Here is a 20858-nt window from a genome sequence, read left to right on the forward strand (position 1 = left end):
CATTATAATGATGAACTTATAGTTAGTTAAAAACAGTATTCATCTTAGGGTGTATAAGTGGCAACACCTAAGTCATTTAAATTACTTATTATTGCCTTTGATGTTTGATGGTGGTTATTAGCTAATATATCTGCAGGTGAGTGCGCAATACGTAGTCCCATTTCACTTTCTTGACGGATTAACTCTCCGCGTAAAGAGTTAGCATAAACATCGGTAATTTTTACGTCAACAAACTGACCTATAACTGAATGAGGGGCAACAAAATTTACTGTACGGTTATTTTCCGTTTTACCACGTAGTTCCATTGGATTTTTCTTTGATGGACCTTCGACTAATATGCGTTGTTCTGTGTTTAGCATTTGTCTAGCAATACGTAACGCTTGTTGGGTTATTTTATTTTGCAATAGGGCTAAACGCTGTTTTTTGGTTTCATCACTAATATCGTCAGGTAAGTCAGCTGCAGGCGTACCAGGACGTGCGCTATAAATAAAACTAAAGCTTAAATCAAAATTAACGGCTTCAATTAAGTTCATGGTGTCCATAAAGTCCTCATCAGTTTCACCAGGGAAACCAATGATAAAGTCAGAAGACATACAAAGATCAGGACGAACTTTTTTCAATTTACGAATTTGTGATTTATATTCTATTGCGGTATGTCCGCGTTTCATTTGTGTAAGAATTCTATCGCAACCGCTTTGAACAGGTAGATGTAAATGATTCACTAATTCAGGCACATCGGCATAAGCATCGATAATGTCATCTGTAAATTCTACTGGGTGTGACGTGGTGTAGCGAATACGATCAATGCCATCAATGGTTGCAACTAAACGTACTAAATCGGCAAAGCGACAAATACTACCGTCGTGCATTTCACCGCGATAGGCATTTACATTTTGACCAAGTAAATTAACTTCACGTACATCCTGTTCAGCCAATTGTGCTATTTCATATAAAACATCATCAAGAGGGCGACTAACTTCCTCGCCTCGTGTATAAGGTACAACACAGAAGGTACAATATTTACTACAGCCTTCCATGATTGAAACAAAGGCACTAGGCCCGTCGGCGACTGGCTCTGGTAGTCGATCAAACTTTTCAATCTCAGGGAAGCTTACATCTACTATCGGGCTGCTACTACGCTGTAATTGGTTTAACATTTCAGGTAGGCGATGAAGGGTTTGTGGTCCAAAAACCATATCGACAAAAGGCGCTCTTTGTCGAATTGCATCACCTTCTTGTGAAGCGACACAACCACCAACACCAATGACTAAATTAGGCTTTTTATCTTTTAATGTTTTCCAACGACCAAGTTGATGGAATACTTTCTCTTGAGCCTTTTCACGAATAGAGCATGTATTGAGTAAAATCACATCAGCATCTTCGGCTTCTTGTGCTAATGAAAAACCATGAGTTGAGTCTAGTAATTCGGCCATTTTTTGCGAGTCATACTCGTTCATTTGACAGCCCCAAGTTTTGATGTATAGCTTTTTACTCATTTATTTTTACTCTTACAAATTCACGTGACGATTAAAATCGACTATTTGAAATATCAGTTGATCGTTAGTTTTAACTCTCTAAACTGAGGTGTCGATAAAAGGAGACGTATTTTACATTAAATAATTCAAAGTTTCGAGCTTAGTGCCATCTGTTTTACATAAATTAATTTCTATGTATTAGTCCTAGGTTAAATTACACCGCTTAGATACAATAAGTTTAATAGATTTAAGAGGGAATAAGTGCCAGATGAAAAATTTTGATTGTGTCGTCGTCGGTGGTGGGATGATTGGTGCGGCAAGCGCATTAGCATTATCGCAATTGGGCTTAACTGTGGCGTTAATTGAGAAAAGTGAACCTAAATGTTTTGATATTGAACAAGCATTTGATTTACGTGTTTCAGCGATTTCATTAGCGTCTGAATATTTGTTGGAGCAACTTGGTGCTTGGTCTCAAATTAAGCAATGGCGAGCTTGTCCTTATAAACGCTTAGGTGTGTGGGAGCATGAATATGCTTACACAGAGTTTAATGCTAAAGATATTCAGCAAGATCATCTAGGGCATATAGTTGAAAATCGATTATTACAATTGTCTTTATGGCAACAAATAAAGGCGCAAAGCAATATTCAATTATTTTGTCCTGAAAAATTAGTTTCATTAACACAAGATAACGATAAGGCAACGTTGATTCTAACGCAAATCACTTTAACTGCTAAGTTGGTTATTGCGGCTGATGGCGCCAATTCCCAGGTAAGACAACTCGTTAATATTGGTACTACCGCTTGGGACTATCAACAGTCTGCTATGCTGATCAACGTGAAAACTCAAATGTCACAACAAGATATTACATGGCAACAATACCTTCCTACCGGTCCTGTGGCTTTTTTGCCGTTAGCCACAAGTTTTGATTCGCAAACGGCTGCTAACGGGTATGCCTCGTTAGTTTGGTATCATCAACGTGATGAAATTAAAAGATTATCTGCTTTGTCGAATCAACAATTACAACGAGAAGTTATGGCTATGTTCCCCCAAAAATTAGGGCAGATAGAAGTATTGGCCAAAGGAGCATTTCCTTTAACGCGTCGGCATGCGAATACTTACCAAAACAACCGAGTATTGTTATTAGGTGATTCGGCTCATACAATCAATCCTATGGCGGGACAAGGCGTTAATTTAGGTTTTAAAGATGTTCAAGCGTTGCAGAGTGTTATCGCCAGTGCGATTGGTGAAGGGGAATCTTGGCATAAAGCTCATGTTTTAGGGCGTTATGAAAAAATGCGACGAACAGATAATTTATTAATGCAATCAACGATGGATGTTTTATATCATGCTTTTAGTCACCCCTCGCCGATAATTAAAGTATTAAGAAGTGCGAGTTTATTGGCTGTAAATAAAGTTCCTTTGCTTAATAACGTAGTTAAAAATAAGGCATTAGCCTATGCGTGTGGTATTTAATACCTTTAAACACGCTCAAGTTAATTAAGATAGGGAGGAAGAATAAAAAGGGATAAAATTCTTGTGCAAAAAAAATGAAAAAAAGAAGACGAATGTCTTCTTTTTTAATCAACAGTGTATGTCGTTTAATTTAACTCATCAATAAATGATACGGCACGACCAATATAAGTTGCAGGCGTTAATAAACATAATTCTGCTTTTACGGCATCAGGTAAATCAAGGTTATTAATAAATTCGCGCATAGAATCACCATTAACGCGTTTACCACGTGTTAATTCTTTAAGCTTCTCGTACGGCTTTTCAATACCATAACGACGCATAACTGTTTGCACTGGCTCAGCCAATACTTCCCAGTTGTTATCAAGCTCTTTCGCTAAATTTTCCTCGTTTACCTGTAATTTACTAATTCCTTTCAAGGTTGATTGGTATGCAATAATTGCATGACCAAAACCAACACCTAAATTACGTAATACTGTTGAGTCAGTAAGATCACGTTGCCAACGTGAAATAGGTAATTTTTGAGCAAGGTGACCAAATATTGCATTAGCAATGCCTAAATTACCTTCTGAATTTTCGAAATCAATAGGGTTAACTTTGTGTGGCATTGTGGATGAGCCTATTTCCCCTGCAATTGTTCTTTGTTTGAAATGTCCAAGGGCAATATAACCCCAAACATCTCTATCAAAATCAATTAAAATAGTGTTAAAGCGCGCTATAGCGTCAAATAACTCAGCGATATAATCATGAGGTTCAATTTGTGTAGTGAAAGCATTCCATGTTAATCCTAATGAACTCACAAATTCATCAGCAAATTGATGCCAATTTACTTCAGGGTAAGCACTGACGTGAGCATTGTAGTTACCAACCGCACCATTAATTTTTCCTAACAATTCAACGGCGACAATTTGCTTACGTTGACGTTGTAAACGTACATAAACGTTCGCCATTTCTTTACCTAGTGTACTAGGAGAGGCCGGTTGTCCGTGAGTACGACACATCATAGGAATAGCTTTGTATTCATGCGCTAATCCTTTAATTTGTGCAAGAATTTCATCAATGGTCGGTAACAAGACTAACTCGCGACATTCTTTTAACATTAAACCGTGCGATAAGTTATTAATATCTTCTGATGTACAAGCAAAATGAATAAACTCAGTAATAGCATTTAATTCTGCATTATCTGCTATTTTTTCTTTTAAGAAGTATTCAACGGCTTTTACGTCGTGATTAGTCGTTGCTTCAATTTTTTTTATGCGTAAAGCATCTTCTTCATTAAAATCACTTACAATCAAATTTAATACGTTATTTGCCGTGTCACTAAACACTGGAACTTCTTTGATCGCGCCGGTAGCACTTAATTTTTGTAACCAACGTACTTCAACGGTCACACGGTATTTGGTTAATCCAAATTCGCTAAAGATAGGGCGTAAGTCCCTTGTTTTACTGCCATATCTACCATCTACTGGTGATATTGCGGTTAACGCTGAAAGTTCCATAATTATTCCTAGATTAAAATTTATGTTTAAAATGACTGCTATTTAACAGATTAAAGTGTATTCAAAAGTTGTTGTGCAGTTTTTACTATTTTGTTTCGACTAAAAAATATATTTCTTCGTCTACCGCCAACTTGTCGCCATAGCACTGCGGCTCGGATACCGCCCAATAATAAGGCTCTAATTTTGTGTTGGTTTGCGGTTTGCCTTAATATATTTGGCTCGCCAGTGACTTGAATACGAGCGCCTAATGGGCTGATAATATCGCTATAGATACTTGCAAAGGCGGCAATAAGTGTTTCACTGGTAATACTATAATGTTCTATTTGTCTTTTACTTGCCTCAATACGTTCAGCTAATTGTGCTAATATTTTAGGTTGTTTAATTAATTTTCGTTCTAAATTAATTAAACTAATAATATAACGTGTTAACTCAGGGTCTTTTATTTTTTTACCTTTACTATTTGAATTATCACTTAAATGGTGAATTAAGGTTTCTAATCCTAATTTTATGTTTTCTAACTCACCACCATATACTGCTAACGTATTTATGGGGGATGTTATGGTAATACTATTCACTAAAACAGCAAGCTCATTTTCATCAATTTGCCCGGTTTGTGAAACTTGCTGTACAAGCTGAGCGGCTTGGCAAATAGCGGCTAAAGTTATCGTTTGATCTTTCATTTATGTTTTAATTTACTTCTTTAAATGTGTTTTTATTTTGATACATACTATCGAATAAGGGTATTGATAATACCACCACCAAGACAAATGTCGCCTTGATAAAATACGACTGATTGTCCCGGTGTAACAGAGCTTTGAGGTGCATCAAAGTCAATTTGATATTGTGGACTATTATCATTGTTATCTTTAGTACTATTCATTAATGGTGTAACAGTACAAGCGACATCTTTTTGGCGATAACGTGTCTTTACTGTACACTTTATTGGCGTTGATAACTCTTGACGGTCTACCCAATGTAATTGGTTTGCAATTAAGCCTTTTGAAAACAGGCGAGGGTGGTTATGTCCTTGACCCACTATTAGTACATTACGTAATAAATCTTTTTCTACAACATACCATGGTTCTTCACCTGCATTTGCAAGCCCACCTATGCGCAAACCTTTGCGTTGCCCTAAAGTGTGATACATTAAACCATCATGGTGACCAATGGCTTCACCTTCAGCCGATTCTATAATGCCAGGTTGAGCAGGTAAATATTGACCTAAAAAATCTTTGAACTTTCGCTCGCCAATAAAACAAATACCCGTACTATCTTTTTTATCATGGGTGATTAAATCTGCTTTTTCAGCTATTGCACGTACCTGAGGTTTTTCAATATTCCCTACAGGAAATAATGTCTGTGATAATTGTTTTTCATTTAGGGTATATAAAAAATAACTTTGGTCTTTATTGTCATCAAGGCCGCGTACCATAGTCCAGTGCCCATTGCTAAATCGACGTTGTACATAGTGGCCAGTGGCGATGTAATCTGCGCCCAAATCTTCACAAGCAAATTCTAAAAAGGCTTTAAATTTGATTTCTTTATTACACATAATATCGGGGTTTGGCGTACGACCTGCTTTGTATTCAGCTAAAAAGTATTCGAATACATTGTCCCAATATTCAGTGGCAAAATTAATGGTATGCAGTTTTATTGATAATCTGTCGCAAATTGCTTGAGCATCAGCTAAATCTTGTGCTGCTGAGCAGTATTCATCCGTGTCATCTTCTTCCCAGTTTTTCATGAACAAGCCTTCAACTTGATAACCTTGTTCTTGTAATAAATAGGCTGAAACGGAAGAATCAACCCCGCCAGACATACCCACAATTACTTTGGTTTGTTCTGGTGTTTTATTTTGTGGAGCTTGATGTTCAATAGGCATGAAAAACTCTTATCTTAAAAATAGTTTTGAAAACTGATTTATCTTAAAAATAAATATAAACAAGGAGTACTTGTAAAGAATAAAAAGGCGCAGAATTATAGCACGCCACTTAGCTCGATTAAATAGCCATGTTTAAGAAATAAGCTTAGTCAATTACCTTATATGCACCATTATCAATATTATTTATTGTCCATTGGCCAATAGCAAAGCGGATTAATCGAAGAGTGGGATAACCTATGTTTGCAGTCATGCGTCTGACTTGGCGATTGCGTCCTTCCGTAATTGTGATTTCTAACCAAGTTGTAGGAATATTTGCACGCTCCCTTATTGGTGGAACACGTTCCCATATCTTGGGTTGCTCTATTATTTGCACTTGTGCGGGTAATGTCATTCCATCTTTGAGTTTTACACCGTTACGTAGTTTACTTAAGTCATCTTCGGTTGGGCTGCCTTCTACTTGCACCCAATAGGTTTTAGCTGTTTTCTTTTTTGGATTGGCTATTTTATGTTGTAATTTCCCATCATTTGTCAACAGCAAAAGTCCTTCACTATCGCGATCAAGTCGACCTGCAGCATACACATCTTTTATTGGTATATAGTCTTTTAAGGTTTTTCGTTGATTTATTCCATCATTATTTTCATCCGTAAATTGGCATAAAACATCAAAGGGCTTATTAAAAAGAACAACTTTACGGTTTTTGTCTACTGGTCGTACCTTTGAGGAGAGTTTCGCTCTATGGCTTATGTTTTCTTTGTTTTTGATCATCTTTGCCTTTGTTTTTAAACGTTGTGTAATTAGAGCCTATACTCAGCTATATTAATATGAAGTAAATTATTATAATATATTGCGCGAAAATAAAATGTTAAATATTAATGGTTAGTCTTTATGAACTAACCGACTTAAGTTAAATAAAGTAGGAAGCTCATGAGCACAGATAACTCAAAAATTATTTATACTATTACCGATGAGGCGCCGGCCTTAGCAACGTATTCTTTACTACCTATTATCCAAGCCTATACCGCGTCTTCAGGGATTAATGTTGAAACCCGCGATATCTCTTTAGGCGGTCGTGTTTTAGCTAGTTTCCCTAAATATTTAACCAAAGAGCAACGTATTGATGATGCGTTAGCCGAATTGGGTGATATGGTGACTAGCCCTAATGCTAACATTATTAAGCTTCCAAATATAAGTGCTTCTGTTCCTCAATTACATGCGGTAATTAAAGAGCTTCAAGACAAGGGGTATGAGGTTCCAAATTATCCTGAAGAAGCACAGAACGAAGCAGAAAAATCAATTAAATATACCTATGATAAAATTAAAGGGAGTGCAGTAAACCCTGTTCTTCGTGAAGGTAATTCTGACAGACGAGCTCCGGCGTCAGTTAAACGCTATGCACAGAAAAACCCACATTCAATGGGCGATTGGTCAAGTGAGTCAAAATCTCATGTGGCAAGTATGTCAGCAGGGGATTTTTATGAGACAGAAAAATCTGTCACGGTTAATTATGCAACAAATGTAAAAATCGAATTTGTTGGGCAAGACGGAAGCGTTAACGTTTTAAAAGATAATTTAGCCTTATTAACGGGTGAAATTATTGACTCGTCAGTATTAAGTAAGTCGGCGTTAGTTGAGTTTTATCAACAAGCGATTGACGAGGCACAAAAACAAGATGTTTTATTGTCGTTACACCTGAAAGCAACCATGATGAAAGTGTCTGACCCTGTTATTTTTGGTTATGCTGTTAAAGTATTCTATGCAGATGTTTTTGAAAAACATGCTGAAATATTTAACCAATTAGGAATTGATGCTAACAATGGTATTGGTGATGTTTATAGCAAAATTTCACGCTTACCGAGTGATAAGCAAGCTGAAATTGAAGCGGATTTAGCACAAGTTTTTGCTGATCGTCCTGAACTTGCTATGGTTGATTCTGATAAGGGTATTACTAATTTACATGTACCAAGCGATGTGATTGTTGATGCTTCTATGCCGCCTACACTTCGCTCTTCTGGTCAAATGTGGGGCCCTGATGGTAAGTTAAAAGACACTAAAGCCATGATTCCAGATCGTTGTTATCTTTGGCGTTTATCAAGCTGTTTTTGATTTTTGTAAAGAACATGGTGCATTTAATCCAACTACTATGGGTACAGTGCCAAACGTTGGATTAATGGCGCAAAAAGCTGAAGAGTATGGTTCTCATGATAAAACATTCGTCATGGATGCTGTTGGTACAGTACGTGTTGTTGATTCAATGGGAACTACGTTACTTGAGCACAGTGTTGAAGAAGGGGATATTTGGCGTATGTGTCAAGCTAAAGACTTACCTATTCAAGACTGGGTTAAATTAGCTATCACTCGTGCAAAAGCGTCTGGTATGCCTGCCCTGTTCTGGTTAGATGAAAACCGAGCTCACGATAGAGAAATGATCAAAAAAGTTAATGCCTACTTAGCAAATTATGACACGACGGGTTTAGATATTCGTATTCTTAACCCCGTTGATGCATGTCAATTTACCTTAGAGCGTATCATTAAAGGCGAAGATACTATTTCAGTGACGGGTAATGTATTGCGTGATTACTTAACTGATTTATTCCCTATATTGGAGCTAGGCACAAGTGCTAAAATGCTCTCAATTGTACCGTTAATGAATGGTGGTGGATTGTTTGAAACAGGTCTTGGTGGTAGTGCACCTAAACATGTACAACAATTTATGAAAGAAAATCACTTACGTTGGGATTCTTTAGGTGAATTTTTAGCTTTGGCTGCTTCTTTAGAACATTTAAGTGTTACTACGGGTAATGCTAAAGCACAGATATTAGCGGATACGTTAGATAAAGCCACAGGTGAATTTTTAGATAGTAACAAGTCGCCGTCACGAAAAGTTGGTGAGTTAGATAACCGTGGTAGTCATTTTTATCTTGCGATGTATTGGGCAAAAGCGTTAGCCGAGCAAACAAGTGATGGCGAGCTTAAAACTAGTTTTACAGGTGTTGCGCAAGCATTAGCTAAGCAAGAAGAGAAGATCGTTGCTGAATTGAATGGTGCACAAGGTCCGGCGATGGACATTGGTGGTTATTATTTTGCTGATCCGGCGAAAGCTGAAAAAGCAATGAGATCAAGCGACACCCTTAATACAATTTTATCTGCATTGTTATAGTTGTAAATACTGCTAATGTATAAGTTTACTTAGCTAGCGGCTTCAATTAACAGACCCTTAAGCCCTAACAATGAAAGTTGTTAGGGCTTTTGTCGTTAATTTACTTACTCTTTGTATTTTAAACTGAGTTTTATTTTTGCTTGGTATATAATCCGCAGCTTATTTGGTGTTTAGTTTTTTAGGTGATGTATGAGTGTTGATGCTATTGGTTTATCGGCCAATTTATTAAAAGCGGTTAAAGCGTGTGGCTATAAGAATTTAACGCCAATTCAACAACAAGCTATACCCATTATTCGTTCTGGTGTTGATTTGTTAGCAAGTGCGCAAACAGGTACGGGTAAAACCGCAGCATTTAGTTTGCCAATATTAGATGCCTTAGCAAAAACTATTTCAGCAGAAGCGTCTGAAAAGGATAGTGAGCGAAATATACAAGCGTTGGTGCTAGCACCTACACGGGAGTGGCTGCGCAAGTGGCTGAAAATATGAAAGCCTATAGTCAATTTTTACCGATAGAGGTAGGCGTTGTTTATGGTGGCGGTAAAATGGCTTCTCAAACTAACCTCTTAAAAAAAGGTGTTGATGTTTTGGTTGCTACACCAGGCCGATTACTTGAGCATTTAAACTTGCGAAATGTGAATTTATCCCAAGTGAAATATCTAGTACTTGATGAAGCCGATCGTATGCTAGACATGGGGTTTTTAGCCGATATTGAAAAATTAACTATAGCGGTAAAGCAAAACCATCAAACAATGATGTTTTCGGCAACCTATTCAAATAAAGTAAAATCTTTAGCGAATCAATTACTGACAACCCCAAAAACTGTTGGTACAGAAAAACAAAACTCAACTTCAGGTAAAGTAAAGCAATCAGTATATTGGGTGAGTGAAGCAAGAAAACGAGAATTATTATCAGAACTTATTGGGGTGAATAATTGGCAACAAGTATTGGTATTTGCCGGCACAAAGGAAAGTGCTAATGTTCTTGCAACAGAACTAAAACTTGATGGCATCAAAGCAGCGCTTTGTCATGGTGATAAATCTCAAGGATCTCGTAATAAAGCGTTAGCGGATTTTAGCGAAGGTAAGGTAAGAGTTCTAGTAGCAACTGATGTAGCCGCCCGTGGTTTAGATATTGATAATTTAGCTTATGTGGTTAATTTTCATCTTCCATTTTTGGCTGAAGATTATGTACATCGTGTTGGTCGTACTGGTAGAGCAGGAAAATCGGGTACAGCTATTTCATTAGTGAGTCCTAAAGATGAACGCTTCTTAGAAAATATTGAAGCACTGATTGGTCGGAAATTTGAACGCATTATTGTACCAGGTTATGAACTAAAGAAAGATGAAGCATTTGAACACCAACAAATGAGTGACAAACGTTCGAGTAAAAATCGTTATCGTGCTAGCCAAGAAAAAAATCAGGCACTAGAAAAGAAAATGTTAGAAGCTCGCTCAAATAACAAAAAATATAATGCTAAAATAAAGAAGAAACGTTAGTTTTTGGCATAATAGAAACACATCATCTTTATTCTTTTGATAAATAAGTATTGTTAATTAAACAATACTTAAGGGTTTAGATAACTGTATTTTTTGACGGTATAAGGCTTTATCAGCTCGTTCAAAAAACGAATACTCGTTATCAGCTCTATTCATAAAGGTTGTACCTAAACTACAGCCTATTTTATATTTTGCTAATAGTATGTTACTTTTTAATGCGCTATTAATTCGACTTTGAATGATTTCTAAAGCATTTTCGCTAGCATTTTCAACAATGATCGCAAACTCATCACCACCAAATCGGAAAATACTGTCCGAATCTCTCACGCAGGTGCGTAAAATATTTGAAAATTGAACCAACACTTGATCACCAACATTATGACCATAAGTATCATTAATAATTTTAAATTTATTTAAGTCACCTAATACCAAACCAACCTGCGCATGATGACGGTTAGCATTATGCATAGCACGCTTTAGCTGTTCATCAAAATATCTTCGATTACCTAATCCTGTCAGGCTATCTTGCATGGCAAGCTGTAATGCTTGGTGATATTGCAAGGCATTTTTTAAAGGGTATAGTAATATGTGATGGATACGCTGTAAATCTTTGTAATGATGCATACTTATTGGATGATTTATACTGTAGCTAATGGTACCGATAAACTCATCATGTAATTTTAATTCAAATTGACGTTCATGTTTTGTTTTACGACTACCTGGTAATGTTTTGCTTATTGAAGTACTTTTGAAATACAAACCTGAAAACTTTACATACCGAGCGGCTTCAGCAGCGAAAATAGCGAGCAGCTTATCTAAAAAAAGTGTTGTTTGAAGTTGTTCTAATAAACTTGTATTTTTTTTGTTAGCAGTGCTGTGCTGAGTAGGTAATATTTAAGTTATTCAGCGCATTAAATGCGGGTGTTGTACTCTCAAGTATATTCAATCTATGCATACTTGTACCTTACTATTTATGTAGCATTATTATCATATATAGCATTAAGCAATATTCGTTCCAAACAATGAGCTTGTTAATTATTCATAAAGGCAATCAAATTTGTTTTTGTTAACTACTTGATTGTTAATTTATTTTTTAAGAAAAACTCAAACTATTTATTGTTATAATGTATGATAAAACTTTAGTCAGTAATTTGACGGCAAAAACTTGCCATGTGGCAATGATGTTAAATTAGAGGGATTATATATGAACGGTCATTTTGAAATATTAGCTATCTTATCCAGTGCTGTTCTTATTGTTTGGTTATTTCGTCGACTAAAATTACCGGCCATTTTAGCGTATTTAGTTGCGGGTATGCTTGTAGGCGAGCATGGTTTGAATTTAGCACATGATCAAGTTGATTATGATCATTTTGCGGAACTTGGGATTGTTTTTCTATTGTTCACCTTAGGTTTAGAGTTTTCACTTCCTCGTTTAATTGCGATGCGCAATTTAGTCATAGCAGTAGGCAGCCTACAAGTTGGCATATCCTTATTTATTTTTATTGTTGCTAGTATGTTTTTTGGTTTGAGCTTTGAGTCAGCATTTGTTGTTGGCAGTATTCTCGCTTTATCCTCTACCGCTATTGTTATTCGTCAGTTAAGTGAAACAGGGGCGATGAAACGTAAGTCAGGGCAATTGTCAGTTGCCATACTCTTATTTCAAGATGTTGCTGTTGTGCCGCTGTTAATTATTATTCCTATGTTGGCCGCGGATACTGACACGTCAATGGCAATGGCATTGTTCGTAGCTATCTTTAAAGGTGTTGTGGTTGTAATCTTATTATTTGTTATTGGTAAATGGTTATTACCAAAAGTCTTTAATATTATTGCCAGTGTTCGAACCGATGAACTGTTTGTTTTAACAACGTTATTAGTAACTTTACTGGCGTCGGCATTGACGCAATGGTTTGGTTTGTCGATGGCTTTAGGTGCATTTTTAGCAGGAATGATGTTAGGTGAAAGTGAGTATAAACATCAATTAGAAGCCGATATCAGACCCTATCGAGATATTTTATTAGGTTTGTTTTTTATCACGGTCGGAATGAAGTTAGATGTTGGTTTACTTTTGTCATCACCTTTGAATCTACTCGCTCTGATGGTGAGTTTTATGCTTGTTAAGATTATGGTTATAAAAATACTGGCCAGTCGAGCAGGAGAATCATCTAAAGTTGGGTGGGCTTCGGGTTTGATGTTAGCGCAAATGGGGGAGTTTGGCTTTGTTATTATTGCGTTGGCTAATAAAGTAAACCTATTACCGTCTGATGTTTCATCCATGTTGCTAGGGGTGGTGTTATTAGTATGGCTATAACGCCTTACATGGTTGACAGAGCCCAATCGTGGTCTATTTTTTTAAGTCAGGAAAAATCACCACAAACTAATGACCTCGGCGAATTGCCAGAAAATAAAAATTTGAAAGACCATGTTATTATTTGTGGCTTTGGCCGAGTAGGGCAAACAGTGAGTCGGTTTTTAAAACAAGAGTCAATCGACTTTGTTGTTATTGATATTGACCCATTGCGTACACGTAAAGCACGGGAGGCAGGTGAAAATATTTTGTTTGGTTCATCTAGACAAACAGAATTGTTAAAAGCAGCACACTTGTCACAAGCAAAGTTGGTTGTTATTGCTTTTGGTGCAGATAAACAGTCTTTAGAAGTTATTCAGAAAGTAAGATCATTATCACCTGATGTACCTATTTTAGTGCGTACGCGAAATGATGATCAGTTAGATATGCTTCATGCCGCAGGAGCAAATGAAGTCGTGCCTGAAAGTCTTGAAGGAAGCTTGATCTTGGTTTCGCAAGTCCTTTCTTTAACGGGAGTACCTTTTTCAAGAATAATGCGCAGAGTGCAAGCTGAACGTAAAAATCATTATAATCACTTACATGGATTCTTTCAGGGCGAACATACTGATATGAGTCCAGAAGGAATAGATAGAATTGAATTTGCCCATGCTATCTTAATTAATAATAATTCCTTCGGATGTGGTAACAGTATTGAGTCATTAGCCCTTGATAAAAAACGGGTCAATGTTGTCGCATTAAAACGAGGTGATGCTGAAACAGAATCACCTGATAAAACCATTTTATTGCAGGCGCAGGATACTTTAATTGTACGTGGCAAACCAATACATGTAGAAAGAGCTGAGCGTTTCGTACAAGAAGGGCATTAGCGATTAATTGATAATCTAGTTTACAAATAATTTACTTGTTCACCATTGACCCAGGTTTGCAAAACTTGGGTTTTCCATAGTTCTGATGCTTTTATGTTAAATATGTCTTGGTCAATTAAAATAAAGTCTGCTTTTTTATTTTTTCCTAAGGTGCCAATAATGTTTTCTTGGTGCGCTGCAAAGGCAGCGTTTAAGGTGAATGTTTGAAAAGCTTGTTTAATCGTCATAGCTTCTTGAGGAAACCAACCTGATTCAGGTTGATTTTGATGGTCTTGCCTAGTAACACTCGCGTGTAAACCATAAAAGGGATTAGCTGACTCTACTGGAAAATCAGAGCCCCCTGCAATAATCGCTTTCGCTTTAATTAATTTTTTCCATGCGTAGGCACCTAAAATCCTTTCTTCACCCAACCTATCTTGTGCCATGTTTTTATCGCTCGTGGCATGTGTTGCCTGCATAGAGGCGATAACACCAAGTTCAGAAAAACGAGAAATATCTTGTAAACGTAGAATTTGTGCATGCTCTATACGATGACGCATTTGTTTGATTTTTTCAGTTGTAATGTATTTTTCATATTGGTCTAATACAATTTTATTAGCATTGTCTCCGATAGCATGTGTGTTGACTTGAAATCCTGCATCCATTGCCGTTTTTATTAGTAATGTTAAGGTTTCTTGGTTGTAAAGCATTAACCCCTTATGGTGTGGTAAATCTGAATAATCCTTGATTAAAGCTGCGCCTCTGCTGCCTAATGCACCATCGGCTGAAATTTTGACACTGTTAATGATAAATTTATCGTCAGGTGTTCTAAAATGACCTTGTTTTAATAAACTATTTAAATTTTCATCATTGATGTCAATCATTGCGTTTATTCTTATCGGCATGTTGTTTTCCGCAACTAGTGCCTTATAAGCTTCAATATTAGCGGTATCTATACCTGCATCATGAACTGAAGTTAAGCCAAATTTAGCTAAAGCTTTCATCGATTTAACTAAGGCTAATTGCATTTCTTTTGCTGAATTTTCTGGGATGTTGTTGGTAATTAATTCCATGGCATTATCAATAAATACACCAGTGGGATTTCCATTAGCATCTTTAATTATTTCACCGCCGTCCGGAGAAACGGATGTGTGATCAATTCCTGCTAATTGCATTGCTTTTGCGTTTGCCCCAAGATGTCCATCAATTCTTTTAAACCAAACGGGTGTGTTTTTGAAGTACTCATCAAGAGATACTGCTTGTGGATATTGTTTATTTTTCCATAATACTTGATTCCAACCTTGACCAAGTAGCCACTTAGAATCATTATTGTCTTTTTTAAAGTTAATGGCTCGTTGAACGGCCTCTTGTTCGGACTGTGCGCCATTTAAGTTTACCCGCATCAAGCTCAAACCGTAAGATAATACATGCCCATGGGCATCAATTAATCCTGGAAGCAACGTTTTACCTTGCCCGTCGATTATCCGTATGTCTTGCTTTGGGAGAGTGTCTTTCGCAGTGAATAGTTTGTCTACTTTATCTTCGGTAAATTGTATCGCAACAAAATGAATTAATTGAGCGCTGTCATTTAAGGTATAGCCGTTTATATTTTTTATCAGGCTTGATTGTGCATAAGTGGAAAAATGCACTAGGGTAATAAACAAGAAACTAAGTATTTTTTTCATTACAATTAACTCAAAATTATAAGGATATTTCTTTAGTTTAAATTGTTGAGTTATATACGCAAGGTAATTTCGGATTAAATCACAGTGGACTTGAGGGAGATAAATTTAAAAATTGTCTTATTTGATTTTCTTGCTTCATTACGTCTTCAAAACCCAGTTTTATTAATTCACTACAAAAATTTTTCTCAAATAATAAGTAACTGATCATACTTGATTCAGAATCATTGCTGATACCGCGCTACGCAACAATAACCTAACGGGGAGGGATAAGTCGTTATAGTATTTTAGTGCTATCGCATTAAAATTATGGCTTGGGTTTACTACAAAACTGTCAATATGTTTTAAACCATCGACATTAGCTTTTTTACTAGCAGGAATTAGCTTTAGTGTTTCATTAATCCGCGCCATTCGCTCTAAGTCGCTACTCATGGTATCAGCAAAAATTGAGTCGAGGAGGTGACCGGCGATAGTACCAGACGTAGGTGGATGAGGATTATTTTCATTAGTCAGAGATGGGATTTTTGGCTGTTCTACACCAATAACAAAAATACGTTTTGCGCCTAGATGAATAGTCGGGCTAAGTGGTGATAATTGGTGAACAGATCCATCACCAAAGTGTTGGTTTTTAATTTTTATTGAGGGAAAAACCAATGGAATGGCTGAAGAGGCCATTAAATGTTCTGTATTTAATTGAGTCGCTTGCCCACTACGTTTCGCTCTTTCCCAAGGGGTTATAGTATCGTCGGCTTGAAAAAACTAATTGAGTTACCAGTACTATAGCTTGAGGCTGTTATCGAAATTGCTGACAAATAACCACGTAAAATATTATTGTCAATACGGTTAAAATTCATCACATTATTTAATAAGTGTCGAAGTGGTTCACTATTTAACAAACTTCGGGGTACTTTATTAGCATAATCAGCTTGAAAACTCGCTAACATACCCCTTGCAATATAACCAAAAACATTCGGGGCATCATTGTGATATATTTTACTGGTATCAAGATTTTTCCAAACCCATTCAAGTTTTTTAACGCCGAGTTGAAAACATGAAGCATAACAAGCCAAGGATGTGGTATTAATGGCACCCGCTGACGTACCACATAAAATAGGGAACGGAATAGCATGGTTTCTGGGGATGAATTTGGAGATAGCTGAAAGCACGCCCACTTGGTAGGCTGCACGAGCCCCCCCACCTGTTAAGACTAATGCATTCTTACTATCGACATAATTATGTCTTCGAGTCATAGCTTATTGTTATTAAATACAAATTATTAATTTATTCACTAATTGTAAGTGGTTTTATATTATATCGCTAGCTAGATTTTTATAAATATTGTATTCCATTGTTATTATAATACAATACTGGCTTAAGCCCATGGGTAATTTGACTTAAGCCCGTTAGTAGCTAACGTTATACCTTACCTAAAGACGTTACTGATTCCGCCGGTATTTTGCATTTTTAGGTGGCGAGGATATATAACATTAAAAATATCACTAAAGGATGTTTTTGCGTGAATATCTATAGGTATAGGTAGTTGTAATTTTCTCGCAACATCACTTGATGAAATAACACCTCTAATATGATGTTGTTCTCTATCTAATACTAAACAATGCTGTAAATTATAATTCTTTAACGACTTAACTATATCAGTCACTTGAGCTGTTTCTACTTCGTTATAATCAAAGGCATGCAGGCTCTCTTTTGGAAGCATTAGATCACTCACTAGCACTTCATGTCGTTCAGTTCCCTTTGTTACTGCTGCAATGATATGTTGTTCCGTAAGTTCCTTTGTACTAATAATCCCTAAAAAATCATTGTTCTTTGATACAACAATTTTCATTTTAACGTGTGATTTAATCATTAGATTTAATACGTCAATTGCAGGTGTGTCTCCTTCAACAACCAATGCTTCAAATTGTTTAAAGTCGGTGAATATACTTTTTGCAGATGATGCTAGCGTTGTTTTTTCAAAGTATTCAGGTGCAATAATATGATCGACTGAATCTAAATCGAATAAGTGTAAATTTTTCATAATAACCTCTACCATTTATAGACGTAATATTTCTGATTATTATTCGTCTATAACTTTATTTATATCAATCTCACTACCTATGCGATCATTTCTACTTGCTAAAATCACTAACTACATCGTTCTTTATTTAATAATCTGAACAACTCGTTATTGAAATAAATGCCTGTATTTAGCAATTTTTTCTACGTATAAAATAGATCACTTAATTAATGAAACTGGTATTACTCAAAAAGTAATAATGCAAGTGAAACTCTATTGCTAAAAAGATTGACTGCATTAATTATTTATAAATCGTAATTTAGGTAAGAGGTGGTGCCCGAGGGCGTAGGTATTGATATTTGTTTTTTACTAAGGGGGCGTCTTCTTTGCTAAGCTGTTTAGCAATATAGGTTAATTGAAGTAATTTATTGTTGTATGCTGTTTTTGGAATAAGATGATCTAAATCCAAATCTAAATTATCATCAGGGTAGAGATCAAAAACTAACTGATTAGATACGCTGTTATTTACTGTTTTTGTAATATCATAACCTGACTCAGTATTAGAGCAGATGATAATAAATAAATAAATGGCAGAGACAAGTTTCAACACAGGCTTAATCACAATAAACTACAACGGTTGTTTATTTTATAATGGGTGAAAGTTGTATTTTTTCAAGCCTATAAATGTAACATTATGTTTATTTAATTTATGAGAAAGGCATTCTGTTGATAATTTCAATAACCTGATGACAGGTGTTATCTTATTCATGTTAAAAATATAAACGTAATACAGTTTCGGCGACGCAAGCTAAGCGTTTACTATTTTCAACTTCAATACTAACTTCATTAACTATTTCGATGCTGCGTTTCATCGGAACCAAGTTAACTAATTTTATACTTGCTCTGACGCGTGTGCCGGCTTTTACAGGGTAGGGGAATCGAACTTGATTTAAACCAAAGTTAATTACCATTTTTGCTTCAGGGTAGGGGTTGTTGTCCACATTAACAGAATTAGTTAACTTAGGTATCAATGATAAGGTTAAAAATCCATGTGCAATAGTCGACTTAAAAGGAGATTCTTTGGCTGCACGTTCAGGATCCGTATGTATCCACTGATTATCACCTGTTACAATCGCAAATTGATCTATGCATTCTTGTTCTACTAAGTGCCAATCCCCTGAAAAAGTTTCAGTGTTAATTTTTTGCAAAAGTGCTTCATACATTTTTTTTGCTTCGGGGATTTGCTCTACAATTTCACCTTTTTGAGGTTCTTCTGAATCAGATGGTCCGAAATGAGAAAACCATGGATTATTTAGCGTATTAAGTAGGGGATTGGTAATTTTATCACTAATCAGATTAGACAAATTTCTGAACCGCGGTTCTATTTTAGCAATAAATTGATCGTTTTGATGTTGTAAATTTCTTTTTTTCTCTCGAATGAATTCTATAACCTTCATATAAAAACTCCATAATATTTAAATGACAAGGCTTATTGTGATAAAAAGCGTGTGACGTTTCTATAATACACGCTCTATGAAAAAGCCTTTACTTTTTTAAAGGCCTTAAAAGGTAGGCTTATTTATTATCCATTAATTAAAAAATGAACATAAATACTCGCAGCATAACCTAGGGCGATTGCCCACTCCATTTTAAATGACCTACAAAGGAGTATTTTCCTTTAGTTTGTCCCATTAAGGCAACCCCAAGCAGCAGAACCAACAGAAAGTAAGCTTCCACCAACACCGCCTGTCATTGTAACTAACAACCACTGTTGTAGATCCATGGTCGGATTCATGCTAAGTACTGCAAAAACAACCGGAATATTATCAACAATGGCAGAAAGTAGACCAACGGCAATATTTGCGTAAGTAGGATCCCAGTTATTATACAATAGTTCCGAGACTAAACTTAAATAACCCATAAAGCCGAGCCCACCTACACACATAACAACACCATAAAAGAATAATAATGTATCCCATTCAGCACGGGCGATTTTATCAAAAATATCAAATGGGACAATATTCCCTAATCTCTTTAAGGCTTTTTCATCATTGCTTATTTGTGCTTTAGTTCGTTTTTTGTTTAAAGACCGAGGTAAACTTTTCCGTAAGTAAAAACCTAAAAACTTTAAGTAACCTAACCCCATCATCATGCCCAATACAGGAGGCATATTAACAACACTATGAGTTAAAACTGAGGTTACAATAGTAAGCACGAAGAAAAAAACAATGCGTTTAGCTCCTCGTTTAAGTATAAAATCTTCGTCTATTATAGGGGTTGATTTTTCATTGGAAATGAAAAAGCTCATCAGAATAGCGGGCACGAGAAAATTGACAAAAGAAGGTATGAATAATACAAAAAATTGTTCAAATTTTACTAATTCAGCTTGCCAAATCATTAACGTGGTTATATCACCAAATGGGCTGAACACGCCGCCAAGATTTGACGCAATAACAATATTGATACAGGCAATATTAATGAATTTTAAATCTTTAGGTGCTACTTTAAGTACTATTGCACACATCAGCATGGCGGTTGTTAGGTTATTGGCGAATGAAGAAATAACAAATGCCATTATGCCGGTTACCCAAAACAAGCTTCGTAAACTTAACCCTTTAGATATCATCCAAATTCGTAAGCTATCAAATATGCCTCGCTCTTCCATGGCATTGATGTAAGTCATTGCAACCAATAAAAACAGCAATAGTTGAGCATACTCTAACAAATTATGATTAAAAGCTTCTTCGGCTTCGGTTGGTATACCATGTTGTGTATAGATCCACCAATAATTAGCCATATTATACCGCCTGCCACTAATACGGGTTTTGACTTTCTTAGGTGTATAAATTCTTCGCCGATTACCAAAAGGTAAGCAACAAAAATGGTTAATGCAGTAATTCCTGCAATAGAGTTGGTAAGGTCTATTCCTCCGGCGTCAGCTGCCCAAGCGGGCGCTGCTGACAGCAACAGCAACACAAATGATAGTAATTTTTTCACAATGATACTCTTAAGGTTAATTTAAAATTTG

Annotated in this window: 14 protein-coding genes and 4 pseudogenes; 6 read left to right on the forward strand and 12 right to left on the reverse strand. The window is 36.1% G+C overall.

What is annotated here, in order from left to right; translation table 11 throughout:
• Positions 1-44 precede the first annotated feature (44 nt).
• Complete coding sequence (gene miaB, locus L3081_RS21915; RefSeq protein WP_242288438.1) at positions 45-1496, reverse strand: tRNA (N6-isopentenyl adenosine(37)-C2)-methylthiotransferase MiaB; 1452 nt, start codon at positions 1494-1496, stop codon at positions 45-47.
• A gap of 247 nt (positions 1497-1743) precedes the next feature.
• On the opposite strand from miaB, the gene L3081_RS21920 reads away from it, so the two are divergent.
• Positions 1744-2949: an FAD-dependent oxidoreductase gene (locus L3081_RS21920; RefSeq protein ID WP_242288439.1), complete on the forward strand. Its 1206-nt coding sequence runs from the start codon at positions 1744-1746 to the stop codon at positions 2947-2949.
• A 125-nt stretch (positions 2950-3074) separates the two neighbouring features.
• On the opposite strand, the gene purB is transcribed toward L3081_RS21920, so the two are convergent.
• The 4 genes from purB to L3081_RS21940 form a co-directional block, all read right to left on the reverse strand.
• Positions 3075-4445 carry an adenylosuccinate lyase gene (purB, locus tag L3081_RS21925; protein WP_242288440.1) on the reverse strand — a complete coding sequence of 457 codons (1371 nt, stop codon included), beginning with the start codon at positions 4443-4445 and terminating at the stop codon, positions 3075-3077.
• Between the two features lie 50 nt (positions 4446-4495).
• Positions 4496-5125, reverse strand: coding sequence for a high frequency lysogenization protein HflD (gene hflD, locus L3081_RS21930; protein ID WP_242288441.1), 630 nt, complete (start codon positions 5123-5125; stop codon positions 4496-4498).
• A 47-nt stretch (positions 5126-5172) separates the two neighbouring features.
• Positions 5173-6327 (reverse strand): tRNA 2-thiouridine(34) synthase MnmA, encoded by a 1155-nt coding sequence (mnmA, locus tag L3081_RS21935; protein WP_242288442.1) that lies wholly within the window; start codon positions 6325-6327, stop codon positions 5173-5175.
• Positions 6328-6472: 145 nt separating this feature from the next.
• Complete coding sequence (locus L3081_RS21940; protein ID WP_242288443.1) at positions 6473-7093, reverse strand: pseudouridine synthase; 621 nt, start codon at positions 7091-7093, stop codon at positions 6473-6475.
• Positions 7094-7252: 159 nt separating this feature from the next.
• On the opposite strand from L3081_RS21940, the pseudogene L3081_RS21945 reads away from it, so the two are divergent.
• Together L3081_RS21945 and L3081_RS21950 are read left to right on the forward strand one after the other, a co-directional pair.
• Positions 7253-9485 (forward strand): annotated as a pseudogene (locus L3081_RS21945) (NADP-dependent isocitrate dehydrogenase).
• Positions 9486-9674: 189 nt separating this feature from the next.
• Positions 9675-10981, forward strand: a pseudogene (locus L3081_RS21950) (DEAD/DEAH box helicase).
• A gap of 57 nt (positions 10982-11038) precedes the next feature.
• Here L3081_RS21950 and L3081_RS21955 read toward each other — a convergent pair.
• Positions 11039-11740, reverse strand: a complete 702-nt coding sequence (locus tag L3081_RS21955; protein WP_242288444.1) for a GGDEF domain-containing protein — start codon at positions 11738-11740, stop codon at positions 11039-11041.
• Between the two features lie 445 nt (positions 11741-12185).
• On the opposite strand from L3081_RS21955, the gene L3081_RS28670 reads away from it, so the two are divergent.
• Together L3081_RS28670 and L3081_RS28675 are read left to right on the forward strand one after the other, a co-directional pair.
• Positions 12186-13289, forward strand: coding sequence for a monovalent cation:proton antiporter-2 (CPA2) family protein (locus tag L3081_RS28670; RefSeq protein ID WP_338027453.1), 1104 nt, complete (start codon positions 12186-12188; stop codon positions 13287-13289).
• Positions 13280-14152: an NAD-binding protein gene (locus L3081_RS28675; RefSeq protein ID WP_338027454.1), complete on the forward strand. Its 873-nt coding sequence runs from the start codon at positions 13280-13282 to the stop codon at positions 14150-14152. Before L3081_RS28670 ends, L3081_RS28675 begins: the two co-directional genes overlap by 10 nt.
• A 20-nt stretch (positions 14153-14172) precedes the next feature.
• Here L3081_RS28675 and L3081_RS21965 read toward each other — a convergent pair whose 3' ends face one another.
• The 6 genes and pseudogenes from L3081_RS21965 to nhaD all read right to left on the reverse strand — a co-directional run bounded on the left by L3081_RS21965 (position 14173) and on the right by nhaD (position 20755).
• Positions 14173-15816, reverse strand: a complete 1644-nt coding sequence (locus L3081_RS21965) for an amidohydrolase (protein ID WP_242288445.1) — start codon at positions 15814-15816, stop codon at positions 14173-14175.
• Positions 15817-15895: 79 nt separating this feature from the next.
• A pseudogene (locus L3081_RS21970) lies at positions 15896-17063 on the reverse strand (patatin-like phospholipase family protein).
• A 173-nt stretch (positions 17064-17236) separates the two neighbouring features.
• Positions 17237-17851, reverse strand: coding sequence for a CBS domain-containing protein (locus L3081_RS21975; protein WP_242288446.1), 615 nt, complete (start codon positions 17849-17851; stop codon positions 17237-17239).
• A 298-nt stretch (positions 17852-18149) separates the two neighbouring features.
• The gene (locus L3081_RS21980; RefSeq protein WP_242288447.1) at positions 18150-18440 is read right to left on the reverse strand and encodes a hypothetical protein; all 291 of its coding nucleotides are present in this window, start codon (positions 18438-18440) and stop codon (positions 18150-18152) included.
• A gap of 160 nt (positions 18441-18600) precedes the next feature.
• On the reverse strand, positions 18601-19287 hold the full coding sequence (locus L3081_RS21985) for a MaoC family dehydratase (RefSeq protein ID WP_242288448.1): 687 nt from the start codon (positions 19285-19287) through the stop codon (positions 18601-18603).
• A gap of 125 nt (positions 19288-19412) precedes the next feature.
• A pseudogene (gene nhaD, locus L3081_RS21990) lies at positions 19413-20755 on the reverse strand (sodium:proton antiporter NhaD).
• Between nhaD and L3081_RS28680 the strand changes: the two are divergent.
• Positions 20712-20852 (forward strand): hypothetical protein, encoded by a 141-nt coding sequence (locus L3081_RS28680; protein WP_242288542.1) that lies wholly within the window; start codon positions 20712-20714, stop codon positions 20850-20852. The pseudogene nhaD and the gene L3081_RS28680 sit on opposite strands and share 44 nt — an antisense overlap.
• Positions 20853-20858 lie beyond the last annotated feature (6 nt).

The sequence above is a fragment of the Colwellia maritima genome (assembly GCF_022669015.1).
GTDB lineage: Bacteria > Pseudomonadota > Gammaproteobacteria > Enterobacterales > Alteromonadaceae > Colwellia > Colwellia maritima.